This window comes from Pseudomonas sp. B611 (genome assembly GCF_055407965.1).
Genome location: NZ_JBUZST010000020.1, coordinates 29,295 through 48,584, shown reverse-complemented (window position 1 = coordinate 48,584; position 19,290 = coordinate 29,295). Strand labels below are relative to the sequence as shown.

At 59.0% G+C, this 19,290-nt stretch carries 13 protein-coding genes and 1 pseudogene; 11 read left to right on the top strand and 3 right to left on the bottom strand.

Features of this window, described 5'->3' with window-relative positions; genetic code table 11:
* Positions 1–52 precede the first annotated feature (52 nt).
* Positions 53–553: a thiol peroxidase gene (tpx, locus tag ACZRMO_RS26305; protein ID WP_124529564.1), complete on the bottom strand. Its 501-nt coding sequence runs from the start codon at positions 551–553 to the stop codon at positions 53–55.
* A 158-nt stretch (positions 554–711) separates the two neighbouring features.
* Here tpx and ACZRMO_RS26300 point away from each other — a divergent pair, with 158 nt between their 5' ends.
* The 11 genes from ACZRMO_RS26300 (at position 712) to ACZRMO_RS26250 (ending at position 17,603) form a co-directional block, all read left to right on the top strand.
* On the top strand, positions 712–2,001 hold the full coding sequence (locus tag ACZRMO_RS26300) for a glycosyltransferase (protein ID WP_463974776.1): 1,290 nt from the start codon (positions 712–714) through the stop codon (positions 1,999–2,001).
* A gap of 72 nt (positions 2,002–2,073) precedes the next feature.
* Positions 2,074–2,979, top strand: a complete 906-nt coding sequence (locus tag ACZRMO_RS26295) for a helix-turn-helix domain-containing protein (RefSeq protein WP_463974775.1) — start codon at positions 2,074–2,076, stop codon at positions 2,977–2,979.
* A gap of 167 nt (positions 2,980–3,146) precedes the next feature.
* Positions 3,147–8,537 carry a hypothetical protein gene (locus tag ACZRMO_RS26290; protein ID WP_463974774.1) on the top strand — a complete coding sequence of 1,797 codons (5,391 nt, stop codon included), beginning with the start codon at positions 3,147–3,149 and terminating at the stop codon, positions 8,535–8,537.
* A 254-nt stretch (positions 8,538–8,791) separates the two neighbouring features.
* Positions 8,792–10,102, top strand: coding sequence for an ABC transporter substrate-binding protein (locus tag ACZRMO_RS26285; RefSeq protein WP_124529558.1), 1,311 nt, complete (start codon positions 8,792–8,794; stop codon positions 10,100–10,102).
* A 152-nt stretch (positions 10,103–10,254) separates the two neighbouring features.
* Positions 10,255–11,145, top strand: coding sequence for a carbohydrate ABC transporter permease (locus tag ACZRMO_RS26280; protein WP_463974773.1), 891 nt, complete (start codon positions 10,255–10,257; stop codon positions 11,143–11,145).
* A gap of 10 nt (positions 11,146–11,155) precedes the next feature.
* The gene (locus tag ACZRMO_RS26275; protein ID WP_463974772.1) at positions 11,156–11,986 is read left to right on the top strand and encodes a carbohydrate ABC transporter permease; all 831 of its coding nucleotides are present in this window, start codon (positions 11,156–11,158) and stop codon (positions 11,984–11,986) included.
* 22 nt (positions 11,987–12,008) lie between these two features.
* Positions 12,009–13,112 carry an ABC transporter ATP-binding protein gene (locus ACZRMO_RS26270; protein WP_463974771.1) on the top strand — a complete coding sequence of 368 codons (1,104 nt, stop codon included), beginning with the start codon at positions 12,009–12,011 and terminating at the stop codon, positions 13,110–13,112.
* 16 nt (positions 13,113–13,128) lie between these two features.
* Entirely contained in the window at positions 13,129–14,604 is a 1,476-nt protein-coding gene (locus ACZRMO_RS26265) for a mannitol dehydrogenase family protein (protein ID WP_463974770.1), read from the top strand.
* A gap of 140 nt (positions 14,605–14,744) precedes the next feature.
* Positions 14,745–16,226, top strand: a complete 1,482-nt coding sequence (gene xylB / locus ACZRMO_RS26260) for a xylulokinase (RefSeq protein WP_463974769.1) — start codon at positions 14,745–14,747, stop codon at positions 16,224–16,226.
* Between the two features lie 12 nt (positions 16,227–16,238).
* Positions 16,239–17,177 (top strand): carbohydrate kinase family protein, encoded by a 939-nt coding sequence (locus tag ACZRMO_RS26255; RefSeq protein ID WP_463974768.1) that lies wholly within the window; start codon positions 16,239–16,241, stop codon positions 17,175–17,177.
* 171 nt (positions 17,178–17,348) lie between these two features.
* On the top strand, positions 17,349–17,603 hold the full coding sequence (locus ACZRMO_RS26250) for a DUF2790 domain-containing protein (RefSeq protein ID WP_463974767.1): 255 nt from the start codon (positions 17,349–17,351) through the stop codon (positions 17,601–17,603).
* A 120-nt stretch (positions 17,604–17,723) separates the two neighbouring features.
* On the opposite strand, the gene ACZRMO_RS26245 is transcribed toward ACZRMO_RS26250, so the two are convergent.
* Together ACZRMO_RS26245 and ilvA are read right to left on the bottom strand one after the other, a co-directional pair.
* Positions 17,724–17,990, bottom strand: coding sequence for a DUF1652 domain-containing protein (locus ACZRMO_RS26245; protein WP_463974766.1), 267 nt, complete (start codon positions 17,988–17,990; stop codon positions 17,724–17,726).
* Between the two features lie 257 nt (positions 17,991–18,247).
* Positions 18,248–19,246 (bottom strand): annotated as a pseudogene (gene ilvA, locus ACZRMO_RS26240) (threonine ammonia-lyase, biosynthetic); the annotation flags it as partial.
* Positions 19,247–19,290: the final 44 nt, after the last annotated feature.

Genomic DNA, 19,290 nt, shown 5'->3' with positions numbered 1-19,290 from the left:
CAATCATGTAGCACGCGTGTTACTGCCAGACGACAGTCATACGCAGATACAGTTACTTCAAAACAGCCAGGGCTGCTTCGTAGTTTGGCTCTTGGCCGATTTCGGCGACCAGTTCGCTGTGCAGGACTTTATCGTTTTCGTCCAGTACCACGACAGCGCGGGCAGTCAGGCTGCGCAGCGGGCCATCAACGATGTTCACGCCGTAGTCCTCGGAGAACGCTGCGCTGCGGAAATCCGACAGGTTCTTCACGTTTTCCAGGCCTTCGGAGCCGCAGAAACGCGCTTGGGCAAATGGCAGGTCCGAGGAGATGCACAGTACAACGGTGTTGGCCACATCGTTGGCCTGGGCGTTGAACTTGCGCACCGAGGTGGCGCAGGTCGGGGTATCGACGCTTGGGAAGATGTTCAGAATTTTGCGCTTGCCGGCGAAAGTGGCCAGGGTGGCGTCCGACAGATCGCCGGCAGTCAGGGTGAAGTCAGCGGCTTGGGTGCCGACTTGTGGCAGTTCGCCTTCAACTTGGACAGGGTTACCACGGAGGGTGACTTGAGCCATGAACGGAATCCTTTTGCTGTGTTGGGTTAAACGAATTCGAGAGGCGGAAGTTAACCACAAAGCGCGATGACTACCTACCGCCAGACACAAATTGTCATGCGACGTGGTTGTGGTTTAATTGCGCGCTTTTCGCCCCTCCTTCAAGGAAACCGTTGTTGATGAATCAGCCTGCCACCAAAGTCCTGGTCATTGGTTATGTCTGGCCGGAACCCCGTTCCTCGGCCGCGGGCGGGCATATGATGCAAATACTCGAAACCTTTCTTACGCAAGGTTGGGACATTACCTTCAGCAGCCCCGCTGCATTGGGCGAGCACAAGGCTGATCTCTCGGTACTGGGCATCGCCGAATGCGCCATCGAACTCAATAACAGCAGCTTCGATGACTTTATCCGCGAACTGGCCCCGGATATCGTGCTGTTCGACCGTTTCATGATGGAAGAACAGTTCGGCTGGCGCGTCGAAAAACACTGCCCCGACGCCCTGCGCGTCCTGGAAACCTGCGACCTGCAAAGCCTGCGCGACGCGCGCCAGCAACGCCTGAAGCAGCACCTCAAGGCCCACCCCGACAGCGATGACTTCAACGCCCTCTTTGCCCCGGCCCTGAAGGAAGAGTTCGAGCTGATGGCCGACACCGACATCGCCAAGCGCGAAATCGCGGCCATTTACCGCTGCGACATCAGCCTGATGATCTCCGACGTCGAAGCCCGCCTGCTCACCGAGCAGTTCAAGGTGCCCGCCGCCCTGCTCCACTGGTGCCCGCTGATGCTGGAGGTGCCCACTGCGCCCTTTACACCGTTTGAAGACCGCGCGCACTTCCTCAGCATCGGCAACTTCCGTCACGCCCCCAACTGGGATGCGGTGCTGTGGATGAAGAACAGCCTGTGGCCGCTGATTCGCCAGCAACTGCCGGGCGCCCAGTTGCACATCTACGGTTCCTACACGCCGCCCAAGGCGACGGCGCTGCACAACCCGGCGCAAGGCTTTCATGTAATGAATTGGGCCGAGGATGCGTTGCAGGTCATGGGCGCCGCGCGTATCTGCCTGGCGCCATTGCGTTTTGGTGCCGGGATCAAGGGCAAGCTGGCGGATGGCATGCTTTGCGGCACGCCAAATGTCACCACGCCGATCGGGGCCGAAGCCATGGGCGATGAGCAACCGTGGCCGGGCGCCATCGAGCAGAGCGCAGCGGCACTGGCCACGGCCGCCGTGGCGCTGTATCAGGACCACGAGCGCTGGACCGCGGCCCAGGAACAGGGCCGCCAGTTACTCGCGCGGCGTTACGACGTCACCCGCCACGCCCCGGCGCTGGTGGCATGCCTTGAGCAATGCCGGAACAACCTGGCCGCCCATCGCCGGGACAACTTTACCGGCAGCATGCTGCGTCACCATGCCCATAAAAGTACGCAATACATGTCGCAGTGGATCGAAGCAAAAAACCGCGTCGTATAAACATCGGCGCTGGCAGCCTTACACACATAGGGGCATTATTCGGGTCGCAACCAACAATAAAGCGACGGCAGCATGACCCGAGCAGCGCGCATCACCGACCCTTCCTACGAGCTGATGGACGATCACAACGGTCTGTCCATCATCTATCGCCAACACGGCTTCCCCTGCCCGTTGGTGCGCTGGCATTTCCACAAGGAGTACGAGCTGCACCTGATCGTCGCCAGCTCCGGCAAAGTGTTTATCGGCGACTACATCGGCAACTTCTACCCGGAAAGTCTGTTCCTCACCGGCCCCAACCTGCCCCACAACTGGATCAGCCAGGTCGAAGAAGACGAAGTGGTGCCCAAACGCGACATGCTGGTGAACTTCACCGATGAGCTGTTTGAAGGCGGTAGCCATATCTTCGCCGAACTGAAAAGCCTGGCACCGCTGTTGGAGCGTGCGCAGTACGGCATCGAGTTCCGCTGCAAAAACACCATCGCCCAGGCCATGGCCCTCATGCAACGCATCGAGGATGCCCAGGGCATGGCGCGCCTGGGGCACTTTTTTATTCTGCTGGAAGTGCTCAGTGCGTGTGAGGACTACCAACTACTGTCGGGCGCCACCACGCCACAGCTGGCCGATGAACACAGCATCGACCGCACCAACCGCGCGGTGGACTACATTTTTGCCCACTACGCGCGGGAATTGTCGCTGGAAGAAGTGGCGGAATACCTGGGGATGAAGCCGACGTATTTCTCGCGGGTGTTTAAACAGGCTACCGGGCGCACGTTTATCGAGTTCGTCAATCGGTTGCGTATCAGCAAGTCCTGCGAGTTGCTCGCGGACGGCGACAAGGCGGTGACGGACGTGTGCTTTGAGTCGGGTTTCAACAACATCTCCAACTTCAACCGGCGCTTCCAGCAGCTCAAGGGTATGACGCCCTCTCATTACCGACGTCTGGCCGTACAGCGGCTCACGGAACAGAACCTGGTTTGACTCGGGCAGCAGCGCAACACCGCCAACCAAAAGACCGATAACTCAACAACAACGCCTCCCCCATCGCCAATGGAACCCAATCATCCCGCCCTGTGACTCAGTGTAAGCATCGCCTCGGCTTTCGTTAGAAAGACGATGCTTTTCTGACTTACAGGTAAAGGGTCTCCATGATCAATGTCTCGCAGTTTTCCGGCAACAGTGTCACACGCCAGCCGCCGACTGAAATCAAGCCGCACATAACCCACGCACGGCCGAGTCAGGAAACAATCGCTAGCCCGCCGCCCAGCCCACCTAAGTTTGATCCTGTCTTGTCGCGTTCGCGTCGAGACTTGCAGAATCCGGCCACCGAACCTGACCCTCTCAAGCTGTCAGTTAGCCAGTTCGCCGACGCCTTGGTTGAGAGGGATGACAGGCAGCTGGCGATAAATCTTGGCAATGCCTTGATTCGCCGCGAACGCAATGCCGAAACCAGCGGCTCTATCGAAGATGCGTACAAGCTCCCCGTACCGCCGTACTCTAGCTATGGCCAGGCGTTGTCTGAGCTTGGTGACGCACTGGAATCGGAGCCTTTCAAGTCGTTTGCCGAAGCCAAGTCGATTAATATTTCACAGCTGGTCTTCGATCCAGACGGCAGCCTGTCGGAGACAGGTACAGATGGAGGCTTCACCAATTATTTCGCGCATAACAATCCCGAGTGGGCAGCTGCCTCATCTGCCGTTTTAGCCGCCGTAAAAAAACTGGTGGGTCAGGGCTACCCCACACTTGCGTACTATGGTCGCGATCACGCATCGGCTCACAATGTCGCCGAATTCTACGGGTATTCATTGAGCGGCCTCGATGCCAACGATAGGCTCAAAACCGCAGGGAAACTTCTGCACGACGGCAGTTTCAAGACGCTCAGCAGCTCAGACCCGCTCGACGCGCCCATCAAACAAAAACAAAGAGACGCCCGCCAACGCATTGTGGATCTATCGCCACCAGCGCTAACCACGATTCTTGAAGAGTTTGCACCTTCGACGGCAGAACAAAAGGTTCAGCAAGACGATCAGGCACTGGCACAGTTGGTCAGCCGCGGGATGATGAAGCTGCTGCCAGAAACGGCCGAAAACGAAACATCGGTCACTCTGGAGGACATTCCCAAGTATTCAACTTACAGTCTGGTGCGTGAAAACCTGTTGAAAAAGCTGCAGGGCAAAACAGCCGCCACCTTTTTCCAAGAGAACAACGTCGACCCCACCAGCATACGCATCAACCCCATCAGCGGCGAGTTGACGGGCACCGTAAAAGGCGTCGAAACCACGTTCAACCTGAACGATGTGTCTGGTTGGAACGATGTCTGGACCGAGATAAAAGATGCGTTGCAACAGATGGCCGCGGGCTCTGATGAGGATGTCACCTACCCCTCCAGCAACTCCGCCAGCCTGTATAAAGTCATGGCTTTTTACAATGAACCGCCGCCTCACCAAGAGCAGGACACTCGACGCCCCGACTGGCAGCAACGCCAGCTCGCGTCCACCCTGCAGCGTATCGACGAGATGAACCAGAATAATGGTTTCAAAGCGTTGATCGGTGAAGACCCCAGCGATCCCGAATCCATCGCAGTACGGCAGCGCCAGCAAGCCGTGACGAAACAATTGGAAAACACGCCGCCATCATTATCGCCACTTGAAACCCTGGCCACCACCGTCAAGGCCAACCTCCTGTCCTCCGAAGACCTTTTAGCCAGCGCCGAAGGCGAACTGGCATCCACCGTACATCGTGCGATGCTTGAGCTGAAAGCCAACCCCGACCAGGTCACGTCGAAAACCATCCAGCCGATACCGGCCAACAGCCTCGCCGGCCAGTGGCGGGCCTACCTGGTCAAAGCCCTCAACGGGGGTGGTTTCACCGAGTGGATGAAGGAACAGAATATTGCCCTGAACTCTTTGCGCTATGACCCGACGGACCAAGCGCTGATCGGCAGCGTCAACGGCGTCGACCAGCGCTTCTCCGTCAGTGATTTTGCGCAAAAGTACCCCAAGCATTTTGATGTGCTCGCACCTGTATTGACCGCCGCGCAGGCATTCGCCAAGCCCGGGCAACCGATTGCCCTTGCTCACGCCGAAGGCAGCGGCATGCCGTACCAATGGGTGGCCAACCTCTATGGCCTCAGCAACGCCCCAAGCAGCCCGTTATTTGCACAACAGACTGAGTCGTTGGGCAGTACCCAAAAGCTCCCTGGCCTACCTGATGACCCACAAAAAATCGTGGGCTGGCTGGGCCAGCAAAAAACCGCATTGGGTGATAGCAACGACCGTTATCAGTTGATCGGCTTGTTGAAAGCCGGGCATAAAAACAGCGACTTCCGTCGCTTTGCGGTTGACCCGCACTCAAGCCATCAACCGAAAGGCGTAACGCAGCTTGCAGCATTCCTCGCACACAATGACTGGTATCCAATCAGATCAAATGCCGACAACGATAATTTGCTGGCAGCCTTGCAGTCACCGGTTCCCCATTCCCCTCCCCTTGGCAACTACTGGGGCTTCCTGTCAACGCAACTGCCGCTGACGACCGCACAGCGCGGGACATTGGTCGAGGAGGTGAAAAACAACATCGGCACCAGTGGCACCCTCCTCAATTACCTGAGCAGCAAGGTTACCAACCTCAGTAGCGACCCTGAACAAGCACTGGAGCAACTGTTCACCAGCGACGATGCGCTTGAACTCGCCACTCATCTGCAAAGCCAGATGAAGGGGGCCGCAACCCCATCCAGCCTGAAGCAATGGCTATTGACGGCGTTGGTGCTGGAGCTGGATCCAACGGCCGGAACGCAGCATAAGACCGTTGCTGGTGTGGATTTGATGGGCGCTGATAACGCCGGGCGCGGCGCGCGCTTTATCCGTGACCGGTTTAACCAATATTTGACGACCAAGAAGAACATTCCGTCCGACCTTGCATCGACGGTTTCGCACCTGCTGATGCGGGGCGCTGCACCACACCTGCTGGTGAAAGATGCACCGCAAAAAATGACGCTCGGCTCCCCGGAGTGGTTCAACTTTACGGCAGCGGTCAACCGGATCGAATGGACGGCCCCCGGAGCGACCGCGAACATGACCTATCAACAGATAATGGAAAATTACAAAATCCAGCCTATTTCAAAATTGGAATCGCAAATACAAAGCTACGCGCAGATGAACCCTTTGTTGGATTGGGCCGCCCTCAACAACAAGGTCGACAAGAACAACTACACCTTGGAACAGTTGAAAGACAGCCAGGAAAAACTCCAGGCGCAAGCCAGTAACACCGCCCAAGCGATCAACTGGTTGAGCACGTCGCCAGCGCCCAACAGAAGGGACATGGCGCTTAAGGTGCTAAGAGAAAAGTTTGGCCCCGATATTGATTATGAAAAACGATTCATGGTGGAGAACGAGCTCGGTGGTGTTATCAGCGGCCGCCACTACAGCCTCGTAGAAATCTATGAAGCCGGCAGGCTGGATGAAAGCTGGCTACAGGAAGGCAATCAGGTGGATTTCGACAGCCTGCGTAAAAAAGCCAAAGAGCCTGACTTTCCGGTTATCAACGGTGAATTCGACAAGGCCATAAAGGCTGACTTCAACCTGCGCAGGCTTCATACCACGACGTTGTTTGAGGACATGCTTAAAAAGCTACCGGTAGAGGAGCAAAAAAGCCTGCTTTATGGCGACGTAGCGTTTTTAAATGTTGAAGGTCCCGGTAGTAGCAGCGGCATGGTGATAACGTCTGTCTACAACGGGGTCAGAAGAGATTTTGCGGTTTACCCGACGTGGGGCCAGATTGTAAGAGTTGCTGACATCGATCCCTCCACCCCGCTGGGCAAAGAGGTCAATCTCGAAATCGACGCTGATGCTTTCAAAAGTGGCAAAGAGCCCAGGACGGGAGTTAAAACTAACGTTGTATTGCGCACCACCGACCAACACCTGCTGGATGACAACAATGAACCCTGGCCGTTGGAAGTCAACTTCCCAGCCCACAAGGAAGACGATGCGTTCTCTCCCAACTACGTGGCGGGCAGACTATCCAAACTTGCCAAGGTCATGATCGACTCGACCTACCTGAATAAATCCGAGTTTGTGAACCTTCACCGCAACTGGTCCAGCAATACGCTTGAAACGGCGACAGAACCCAGTGACTTCTTCAAAGCCCTGTGGCACTCCTTGCCCGGCGCCAGCAGCCTGGAAGACATTTATCACGGCCAATTCCTGAAGGCGGGCGCAGACCTTGCCATTGATGTCGCTATCGTTGTTGCCACCGAGGGCGCCGGCAAGTTGTGGGGCCTGGCAAAATCTGCGGCGTCCTGGGCGGCAGCCAAGGTCGGTGCGGGGTTTATAGAGAAGTTTGGGGCTAAGGAAGCCGAAAGCATTACGATGAGGGACATGACCTCCACCGCTACCTCTGAGTCATTCAATGCAACCAGCCGCCTGCAAGGCTCAGCTGTCGAAGTTACGACACCGGGGAATGTGGCTGACGGTTCCGCCGCCAGCTCCAGCGCAGGGAAAAAAACCAAGATCAGCGCTATTTTTCAAGATGATGAATGGCACGCCTATAACGGCAAGACGCTAGAGGCTGAGGGCCCTGCGCTTAATGGATTTGTGCCGGAAGGTTCCACCAAAAGCTCTCTAAACCCTCTATTTGGTTTATCGCCCCAAGAGAGACAGACCCAAAAAGAGTTGATTGAAAATTTTGAAAATAAAGTCACCGAAGCACGTAAAACGCCAGGGTATCAAAAAGGCTACGACACGTTAAATCTCGATAACATAGCGGGTTACACCCCAAATATGGGACCTAAAACAATCGCGAAGCTAATTGCCGATTCAGAATTCACTGCTGAGCAGATAGGCAGTTTGATGCGGCAAAGAGAGAGAATAAATCTGGACACCGTTCAAAGACTTTCCGAGGGTTTCATGAAAGAAATGAAATCGGCTGGAGGTACCGCTCGCCCTATGCCCCAGGCGCTTTATCTTGCCCTGACACACATCTTCTCCCCTGGCGAGTGTGCTGGGCTTTCCACCGCAATGGCTATGGCAATAATGGATGGCACGGAAAATACATTGCTCGATAATCTAGTCATTGCCGCTGCAAGACCGAAACTCGCCGCGAATGCCGCGTTTCTCGAGAGCATCTCGAAACTCGAGAATTCGATGATGTATCAACCACAACTTCATGCCGGTTCCGGGACTCTCGTCCCGGTTGACAACATCATCAAGAAGATGAGCAAGGCGACAAGTACGATCACATGGCTCATCAGCTCGGATGATCACGCAATGGTCGCGGGCGTGAGGATAGACCCCACCGATATAAGCAAAAAGATCTGGTATTTTTATGAACCAAGCTATGGCCTTGCCAAGTTCGAATCTGAAAACGCGATGAAGGCTGGGGTGAGCAAGCTCCTGAAGAAGGGCCCAATTGGTAGCAGTCAGGCCCATTTTGGAACTCCTTCAAAACCGTTGTATGGAATGTCAGTCTTCAATGAGAACAATCTCGCCAAGGAGAACTGGTCGAAAGCAGACGTTAAAAAGCTGTCCCAACCCATTGGGAGTTGACACGTTCGGCATGCCCCGCGGACCAGGGCGCAGCACCTGCGCTGCGCCATCGCTCCATCCGCACGAGCAAGTATCTACAGCGAAGCTCTTTGAATCGAGTGCAAAAAAGTATCAGTCCCAGTGCTCCCAAGGATTTGTCACAACCCCATTTCAAGGCTGTAATCAACCGCACACTCTTCCTGACCCCCTGTAGGAAGACACAACAACAATAACTGTCCTTCTGTAGCCCCCTGGGCGCGGAAATGGAGTGCGCAATGAAGTTCACAGCAAAAGCTCTGCTTGCCTGCACCTGCATGACCCTCAGCGCCGTCAGCCTTGGCGCGCAGACCCTGACCATTGCCACCGTCAACAACAGCGACATGATCCGCATGCAAAAGCTCTCGAAAACCTTCGAGGCCGAGCACCCGGAGATCAAGCTGAACTGGGTGGTACTTGAAGAAAACGTGCTGCGCCAACGCCTGACCACCGACATCGCCACCCAAGGTGGACAGTTCGACGTGCTGACCATCGGCATGTACGAAGCTGCACTGTGGGGCGCCAAGGGTTGGCTGGAGCCGATGAAAGATCTGCCAGCCTCCTACGACCTCGACGACGTATTCCCTTCAGTGCGTGACGGCTTGTCGGTCAAGGGTTCGCTGTACGCCCTGCCGTTCTATGCCGAAAGCTCGATCACCTATTACCGCACCGACCTGTTCAAGGACGCCGGGCTGACCATGCCCGAGCACCCGACCTGGACGCAGATCGGCGAATTCGCCAGCAAACTCACCGACAAAACCAAAGAACAATACGGCTTGTGCCTGCGCGGCAAAGCCGGTTGGGGCGAGAACATGGCGCTGATCACCACCCTGGCCAACGGCTACGGGGCGCGCTGGTTCGATGAGAAATGGCAGCCGGAATTCAACGGGCCAGAGTGGAAGGATGCGCTGAACTTCTACGTCGACAACATGAAGAAATCCGGCCCGCCGGGGGCCTCCAGTAACGGCTTCAACGAAAACCTCGCGCTGTTCAACAGCGGCAAATGCGCGATCTGGGTCGATGCCAGCGTGGCCGGCTCGTTTGTCACCGACAAAACCCAGAGCAAGGTGGCGGACCACGTCGGCTTTACCTTCGCCCCACACGAGAAGACCGACAAGGGCACCTCGTGGCTGTACTCCTGGAGCCTGGCGATCCCCACCAGCTCCAAAGCCAAGGATGCCGCCAAGGTGTTCGCCAGCTGGGCGACGTCCAAGGAATACGGCGCATTGGTGGCCAAGACCGATGGCGTAGCCAACGTCCCACCGGGCACCCGGACCTCGACCTACAGCGACGAGTACATGAAAGCCGCGCCGTTTGCCAAGGTGACCCTGGAATCGCTGAAAGTCGCGGACCCGACCAAACCGACGCTCAAGCCGGTGCCGTATATCGGTATCCAGTTGGTGACCATTCCTGAGTTCCAGGCGATTGGGACGCAGGTCGGCAAGTTCTTCTCGGGGGCGTTGACCGGTCAGCAGACGGTGGACGCTGCACTGACCGCCGCGCAGACCACTACCGAGCGCGAAATGAAGCGGGCCGGCTATCCCAAATGAGGTAAGCCTTCCACTGTAAATGTGGGAGCGGGCTTGCTCGCGAAGGCGGTCTTCCAGTTGATGAATCTGTGACTGATCCACCGCATTCGCGAGCAAGCCCGCTCCCACAGGGACTGCACTCCGATTCTTGCTCTGCACTGGCCTTGAATACCATGAATACATCACCCAAAAACCGCCTGGCCAACCCCGGCTGGTTCCTTGTCAGCCCCTCGGTTGCCCTGCTGCTGCTGTGGATGATCGTGCCGCTGGGCATGACCCTGTACTTTTCGCTGATCCGCTACAACCTGCTCTACCCCGGTGAAAACCAATTCGTCGGGCTGGAAAACTTCACCTACTTCATCACCGATTCGGGCTTCTTGCCCGGCGCCACCAACACCCTGTTACTGGTGGGCAGCGTGCTGCTGATCAGCGTGGTGCTGGGCGTGCTGATCAGCGCCCTGCTCGAAGCCAGTGAGTTCTTCGGTCGCGGCCTGGTGCGGGTGTTGTTGATCTCGCCGTTCTTCATCATGCCCACCGTCGGTGCGCTGATCTGGAAGAACCTGATTTTCCACCCGGTGTCGGGGATTCTCGCCGCCGTGTGGAAGTTCTTTGGCGCCGAGCCGGTGGACTGGCTCGCGCACTACCCGTTGCTGTCGATCATCATCATTGTCTCGTGGCAATGGCTGCCCTTCGCCATCTTGCTGCTGATGACCGCCATGCAGTCCCTCGACCAGGAACAAAAGGAAGCCGCGCGCCTGGACGGTGCCGGCGCCATCGCGATTTTCTGGCACCTGACCCTGCCGCACCTGGCCCGCCCGATTGCCGTGGTGGTGATGATCGAAACGATCTTCCTTCTCTCGGTGTTCGCCGAAATCTTCACCACCACCAACGGTGGCCCGGGCTACGCGTCCACCAACCTCGCCTACCTGATCTACAACCAGGCGCTGGTTCAGTTCGACGTGGGCATGGCCTCGGCCGGCGGCTTGATTGCCGTGGTCATCGCCAATATCGCGGCGATCATCCTGGTGCGGATGATCGGCAAAAACCTGACTGACAAGCCTTGAGGGCCGCGCCATGACGCTTCAACAATCTCGCCGCCTGCAAAGTCTGTTGCTCGGCACGTTGGCCTGGGCCATCGCGATCCTGATCTTCTTCCCGATCTTCTGGATGGTGCTGACCAGCTTCAAGACCGAAATCGACGCGTTCGCCACGCCGCCGCAGTTCATCTTCACGCCGACGCTGGAGAACTACCTGCACATCAACGAGCGCAGCAATTACTTCGCCTACGCCTGGAACTCGGTGGTGATTTCCTTCAGCGCCACGGCCCTGTGCCTGCTGATCTCGGTGCCGGCGGCCTACTCCATGGCCTTCTACGAAACCCAGCGCACCAAGGGCACGCTGCTGTGGATGCTGTCGACCAAGATGCTGCCACCGGTGGGCGTGCTGATGCCGATCTACCTGCTGGCCAAGAGCTTTGGCCTGCTGGATACGCATATCGCGCTGATCATTATCTACACCCTGATCAACCTGCCGATTGTGGTGTGGATGGTTTACACCTACTTCAAGGACATCCCCAAGGACATCCTCGAAGCCGCCCGCCTCGATGGCGCCACCCTGTGGCAAGAGATGGTCCGCGTGCTGCTGCCGATTGCCAAGGGAGGCCTGGCCTCCACCGTGCTGTTGTCGTTGATCCTGTGCTGGAACGAGGCGTTCTGGTCGTTGAACCTGACCTCGTCGAATGCCGCGCCGCTGACCGCGCTGATTGCCTCCTACTCAAGCCCCGAAGGCTTGTTCTGGGCCAAATTGTCCGCCGTGTCGACCCTCGCCTGCGCGCCGATCCTGATCTTTGGCTGGATCAGCCAGAAACAGCTGGTGCGCGGTCTGTCCTTCGGCGCTGTTAAATAATAATTCCAAGCGGAGGCCCATCATGGCCAACCTGAAAATCAAGAATCTGCAAAAAGGCTTCGAAGGTTTCTCCATCATCAAGGGCATCGACCTTGAGGTGAACGACAAGGAATTCGTGGTCTTCGTCGGCCCGTCGGGCTGCGGCAAATCCACCCTGCTGCGCCTGATCGCCGGCCTGGAAGAAGTCAGCGACGGCACCATCGAACTGGATGGCCGCGACATCACCGAAGTGACCCCGGCCAAGCGCGACCTGGCGATGGTGTTCCAGACCTACGCCTTGTACCCGCACATGAGCGTGCGCAAGAACATGTCGTTTGCCCTGGACCTGGCGGGCGTGGACAAGAAGCTGGTGGAAAGCAAAGTCAGCGAAGCCGCGCGCATCCTCGAACTGGGCCCGTTGCTGGAGCGCAAGCCCAAGCAGCTGTCGGGCGGCCAGCGCCAGCGCGTGGCCATTGGCCGGGCGATTGTGCGCAACCCGAAGATCTTCCTGTTCGACGAACCACTCTCCAACCTCGACGCCGCGCTGCGCGTGCAGATGCGCCTGGAACTGGCACGCCTGCATAAAGAGCTGCAAGCGACGATGATCTACGTGACCCACGATCAGGTTGAAGCCATGACCCTGGCCGACAAAGTGGTGGTGCTCAACAGCGGCCGCATCGAACAGGTCGGCTCGCCGCTGGAGCTGTACCACCAGCCGGCCAATCTGTTTGTGGCGGGGTTTCTCGGCACGCCGAAAATGGGCTTTCTCAAGGGCAAGATCACCCGCATCGACAGCCAGGGCTGCGACGTGCAACTGGACGCTGGCACCACCGTCAGCCTGCCGTTGAGCGGCGCGACGTTGAGTGTAGGCAGCGCGGTAACCCTGGGCATCCGCCCGGAACACCTGGAAATCGCCACCGCTGGCCAAACCACCCTGACCGTCACCGCCGACGTCGGCGAGCGCCTGGGCAGTGACACCTTCTGCCACGTCATCACCGCCAACGGCGAGCCGCTGACCATGCGCATCCGTGGCGACATGGCCAGCCAATACGGCGAAACCCTGCACCTGCACCTCGACCCGGCGCACTGCCATCTGTTCGACACCGACGGCGTCGCCGTGGCCCGCCCACTGCGCGCTGCCGCCTGATTTTGCGAGAGTTGTGATGAAACTGAATAAACAGAACCTCACCCGCTTGGCGCCAGAAGTACAGCTGCCGACTTACACGCCCACCTCGCAGGGCATCGCCCATATCGGCGTCGGCGGTTTCCATCGCGCCCATCAGGCGTATTACACCGACGCACTGATGAACACCGGCGTTGGCCTGGACTGGAGCATCTGCGGCGTCGGCCTGCGCAGCGAGGACCGCAAGGCCCGCGACGACCTGGCCGGCCAGGATTATCTGTTCACCCTGTATGAACTGGGCGACACCGACGACACCGAAGTACGCGTGATCGCCTCCATCAGCGACATGCTGCTGGCCGAAGACAGCGCCCAGGCGCTGATCGACAAGCTCGCCAGCCCGGCTATCCGCATCGTCTCGCTGACCATCACCGAAGGCGGCTACTGCATCGACGACAGCAACGGCGAGTTCATGGCCCACCTGCCACAGATCCAACATGACCTGGCGCACCCGAAGGCGCCGACAACCGTGTTCGGCTTTCTCTGCGCCGCCCTGACGCAACGCCGCGCCGCGGGCACGCCGGCGTTTACCGTGATGTCCTGCGATAACCTGCCGCACAACGGTGCTGTCACGCGCAAGGCACTGCTGGCGTTCGCCGCCCTGCACAATGCCGACCTGCATGACTGGATCGCCGCGAATGTGAGCTTCCCGAATGCCATGGTTGATCGCATCACGCCCATGACCAGCACCGCCCACCGCCTGCAATTGCATGACGAACACGGCATCGACGATGCCTGGCCGGTGGTGTGCGAACCCTTTGTGCAGTGGGTGCTGGAAGACAAGTTCGTCAACGGCCGCCCGGCCTGGGAAACGGTCGGCGTGCAGTTCACCGATGACGTGACGCCCTACGAAGAGATGAAGATCGGCTTGCTCAATGGCAGCCACCTGGCCCTCACGTACCTGGGTTTTCTCAAGGGCTATCGGTTTGTCCACGAGACCATGAACGACCCGCTGTTCGTCGCCTATATGCGCACCTACATGGACCTGGACGTGACGCCCAACCTGGCGCCGGTGCCCGGCATCGACCTCACGCAGTACAAGCAGACCTTGGTGGATCGCTTCTCCAACCAGGCGATTGCCGACCAGTTGGAGCGCGTGTGTTCCGATGGTTCGTCGAAGTTTCCCAAGTTCACCGTGCCGACCATCAACCGCTTGATCGCCGATGGTCGCGAGACGGAACGTGCGGCGCTGGTGGTGGCGGCGTGGGCGTTGTATCTGAAGGGCGTGGATGAGAACGGCGTGCGCTACACCATCCCGGACCCGCGTGCGGAGTTCTGCCAGGGGCTGGTGAGTGATGATGGGTTGATCAGCCAGCGGCTGTTGGGGGTGGAGGAGATTTTCGGTAAGGCTATTCCCAACTCGCCTGAGTTTGTGGCAGCGTTTGAACGGTGTTTTGCCAGCTTGCGTGACAACGGTGTCACCCAAACCCTGCAAACCCTCCTGAAGAAACCGGCTTAAAAAATGTGGGAGCTGGCTTGCCTGCGATAGCGGTGGGTCAGCACCCCATGGGCTGACTGATACACCGCTATCGCAGGCAAGCCAGCTCCCACAGGGACCGCATTTTCACTCCAACAATAATTAATGCTGAGCACCCCACCATGACCCAGCAAAACCTGTTCCTCGGCATCGATTGCGGCACCCAGGGCACCAAGGCCATCGTCCTCGACGCTGCCAGCGGCAAGGTGCTGGGCCTCGGGGCCGCCGCCCATACACTGATCAGCGGCGCCAACGGCCGCCGCGAGCAAGACCCCCAGGAATGGCTCGACGCCTTCACCGCCGCCACCCACCGCGCCTTGCAACAGGCCGGCGTGGACGGCCAGGACATCCTCGGCATCGGCGTTTCCGGCCAGCAGCACGGCCTGGTGCTGCTTGATGACAGCGGCCAGGTCCTGCGCCCGGCCAAGCTGTGGTGCGACACCGAAACCACCGCCGAAAACGAGCGCCTGCTGCAACACCTGGGCGGCGAAAGTGGCTCGCTGGAACGCCTGGGCGTGGCGATCGCACCGGGCTACACCGTGTCCAAGCTACTGTGGACCCGCGAGCAGCACCCAGACGTGTTCGCGCACATCGCCCATATCCTGCTGCCCCACGACTATCTCAACTATTGGCTCACCGGGCGTGCCGTCGCTGAGTACGGCGATGCGTCGGGCACCGGCTACTTCAACGTGCGCAGCCGCACGTGGGATGTGGACCTGCTCAGGCACATCGATCCGAGTGGGCGCCTGGAAGCGGCGTTGCCACAGCTGATCGAGGCTGATCAAGCCGTTGGCACGATCCTGCCGGCCATCGCCGAACGCCTGGGTATCAACCCCAACGCGATCGTTGCCTGCGGCGGCGGCGACAATATGATGGGCGCCATCGGCACCGGCAACATTGCCCCCGGCGTGATCACCATGAGCCTCGGTTCATCGGGCACCGTGTATGCGTTTGCCGAGCAAGCCAACGTCAGCCCGCAAGCCTCGGTGGCGACATTCTGCTCATCCAGCGGCGGCTGGCTGCCGTTGATCTGCACCATGAACCTGACCAATGCCACCGGGGTGATCCGCGAGCTGTTCGACCTGGACCTCGCCGCGTTCAACGCCCTGGTCGCTGCGGCCCCGATTGGCGCCGAGGGCGTGAGCATGCTGCCGTTCCTCAACGGCGAGCGCGTGCCCGCCCTGCCCCACGCCAGCGGCAGCCTGCAGGGCCTGACCATGACCAACCTGACCCGCGCCAACCTCTGCCGCGCCGTGGTCGAGGGCACCACCTTCGGCCTGCGCTACGGCCTTGACCTGCTGCGCCAGACCGGCCTGCAAAGCCAGAGCATCCGCTTGATTGGCGGCGGCTCGAAAAGCCCGTTGTGGCGGCAAATGGTCGCCGACATCATGAACACCGAAGTGATCTGTACCGAACAACCGGAGGCCGCCGCACTGGGCGCAGCGATCCAGGCAGCGTGGAGCCAATCCGGCGAATCCCTGGCCAGCCTGTGCGCCAAGTGCGTGAGCCTCGACCTGGCCAGCCGCACCGTGCCGGTGGCGGCCAGTGTCAGCGCCTATCAACAGGCCTACGAGCGCTATCAACAGCACGTGGCCACCCTTTAAGAGCGAACGACTATGTATCTGGTGTGTGGTGAAGCGCTGTTTGATTTTTTCAGCGAAGAGGATGCCAGCGGGCAGGCGTCCAAGGTCAACTACAAGGCGATTGCCGGTGGCTCGCCGTTCAACGTGGCCGTGGGTTTGCGCCGCCTGGGCGTCGAGGCGGGGCTGTTCGGTGGCCTGTCCACGGACTTCCTCGGCCGGCGTTTGTTGCAGGTGCTCAGGGATGAAGGCGTGAGCGAACAGTTCCTCGTGGAATTTGCCGCGCCGACCACCCTGTCGATGGTCGCGGTGGGCAGCGATGGTTCGCCGCAGTACAACTTTCGCGGTGAAGGCTGCGCGGATCGCCTGTTGGAGATCAGCCATCTGCCGGCCCTCGGCGATGACATTCGCGGCCTGCATATCGGCTCGTTCTCCCTGGTGGTGCAGCCGGTTGGCGACACCCTGCTGCGCCTGGTCCAGCGTGAAAGCGGCAAGCGCCTGATCAGCCTCGACCCCAACGTGCGTCTCAACCCGCAACCGGATATCCAGCTGTGGCGTGCGCGCATCGCCGAGCTGGTCCAGCATGCCGATATGATCAAGGTCAGCGACGAAGACCTGCACCTGCTCTACCCCGAACAGTCGCCGGAAAGTGTCTTGCAAGGCTGGCTGCAACACCGTTGCCAGTTGGTGTTTCTCACCCGCGGTGGCGAAGGCGCGAGCGTGTTCAGCCGCCAGCATGGGCACTGGTCACAACCTGCGGTCAAGGTGGTGATGGCCGATACGGTCGGCGCCGGGGATACCTTCCAGGCGGCGTTGATTGCTTGGCTGACCGAGCACGCCCTGGACTCCGTAGACGGCCTGCAACAGCTGTCCCGTGAGCAGATCGACAGCATGCTGGGCTTTGCGATTCGCGCAGCGGCCATGACCTGCGGCAAGACCGGACCCGATCTGCCTTACCGTGACCAGTTGGATTAAATCTGCGTGAAGATGCAGGACAAATTCGGCGATCATGTAGGCAATCGCTTTTGAACATGAAGGTTCTGTCAGGAAGCCCCGAAATTAATCAATGGTTAATCTCGGGAGACAACAGTGAACGCATCCACCCATCACCACGATGGGCCAGCGAATCCCTGTTGGAGAATCCTCATGAACACAAAAACCCTGCTGATCAGCCTCACCTTGGCGCTGGCCGCCGTATCGGGCGTGGCCCAAGCCGATTCACAACCCGTGCCCTATCGCTATGGCATGCCCATGGATGTGCAGAAGGTCATCTCGATGAACGAACCGATGACCACTGAATGCAAGGTCATCAAGGCCGATATCAAGTTCCTCGACAAGGCCGGCGTCGAGCAGTACGTGAGCTACAAAAAACTGTCTGACGCCTGCATGTCCCAGAATTGAAGGCTCAGTGGCAACGCCGGCCCCGGCATCCTGCTGGCCGTGGCCACGGAAACCGTACTGGGCCTGGCGTTTATCCAGGCCCATAGAGCTTCGGTGCTGACACCTCAAACGGCTGCCTGATCAATGGGCACGCCCGCCCGCTCTTTGCAGGATGGGTACATGGGTGTGCTTGAGGTCTTCGCGCAACCCGGTGATCAGGTTGCAAATGGCGCGGCTGCTATCGAGTTTATCGGCGTTGATGCCTTTGACCTCCAAATCCACCCGGTCACGGTCACGGTCGTCAAAGACCTTGATCGTCAGCGAAGCGTCTTCGGCTTTGGTGCATTCACACCGTTTGGGCAGGAAACTTGTTTCAATAATGCTGCGTAATTCCAGTTCCGAAAGCATGGTCAACCTCTCCTTTCCTGAGACTGCCAATCGATTGTTATGGATCCGACAGGCACTGGCCTGTCACGTCTTGCCAACCCTGGAAGACGCTTGCAATCACCAGCCTACCCGGCAAAATCCGTTGGCGTTGTAACCTTTCCTCATAAGCCGCGTGCGGCGTTATATATCGGCAACAACGGCGTTTAAATAATCGCCGAACCGCTGCGATTAAACGTTTAACCCGCCAGTTCGCATCAAGCGACACCTTGCGCCGCCACTCTTTCAGCAACATGTCGCAAACTATCGAAGTTGATATTCGCTCCGGAATTGATCGCCACCAGGGTCTGCCCACAGACACCGCTGCGCGCGACGTACTTGCGAATGCCTGCCACCGCCAATGCCCCGGAAGGCTCGGTGATAGAGCGGGTGTCGTCGTAGATCAGCTTGATCGCGCTGCACAGTTCGTCGTTGCTGACGGTGATGACTTCATCCACCCAGTCGCGGCAGATTTCAAAACCAAACGCGCCAACCTGCGCCACCGCCGTGCCATCGGCAAACCCATCGACGCTGGGCAACACCACCCGTTCACCGGCACGCAGGGCCACCAACAGGCAACTGGAACCTTCGGGCTCGACGCCGACGATGCGCACTTCGGGGCGCAGGTATTTGACGTACGCGGCAATCCCGGCGATAAGCCCGCCGCCGCCCACCGGTACAAAGATCGCGTCCAGCCGGCCTTGTTGCTGGCGCAGGATTTCCATGGCCACGGTGCCTTGGCCGGCGATCACCTCCGGGTCATCGAAGGGCGAGACAAAGGTGCAACCCGAGGCTTCGGCCAGTTGCAACGCATGGGCCAGGGCAAACGGAAAGCTCGCCCCGTGCAGCACCGCTTCGGCACCCCGCGAGCGCACGCCCAGCACCTTGAGTTCCGGGGTGGTGGCGGGCATGACGATACGCGCCTTGATCCCCAATTCCAGGGCGGCCAGCGCCACGCCTTGTGCATGGTTGCCCGCCGAGGCCGTCACCACGCCCCGGGCCTTTTGCGCATCACTGAGTTGCACCAGCTTGTTGTAGGCGCCGCGGATCTTGAAGGAAAACGTCGGTTGCAGGTCTTCGCGCTTGAGCAGCACGGTATTGCCCAGCAAGGCCGACAACGCCGGCGCCGCTTGCAAGGGCGTGCGCACCGCCAGGTCGTACACCGGGGCGGCGAGGATTTTTTTCACGTAATGCTCAAGCAGTTCCGGGTCGGCGGTGTGGGGCGCGGTGCAGGTGCTCATGGGTGTCTCCTGGCGTGGTATCAAGGGCCCTGGAGACGGAAAAA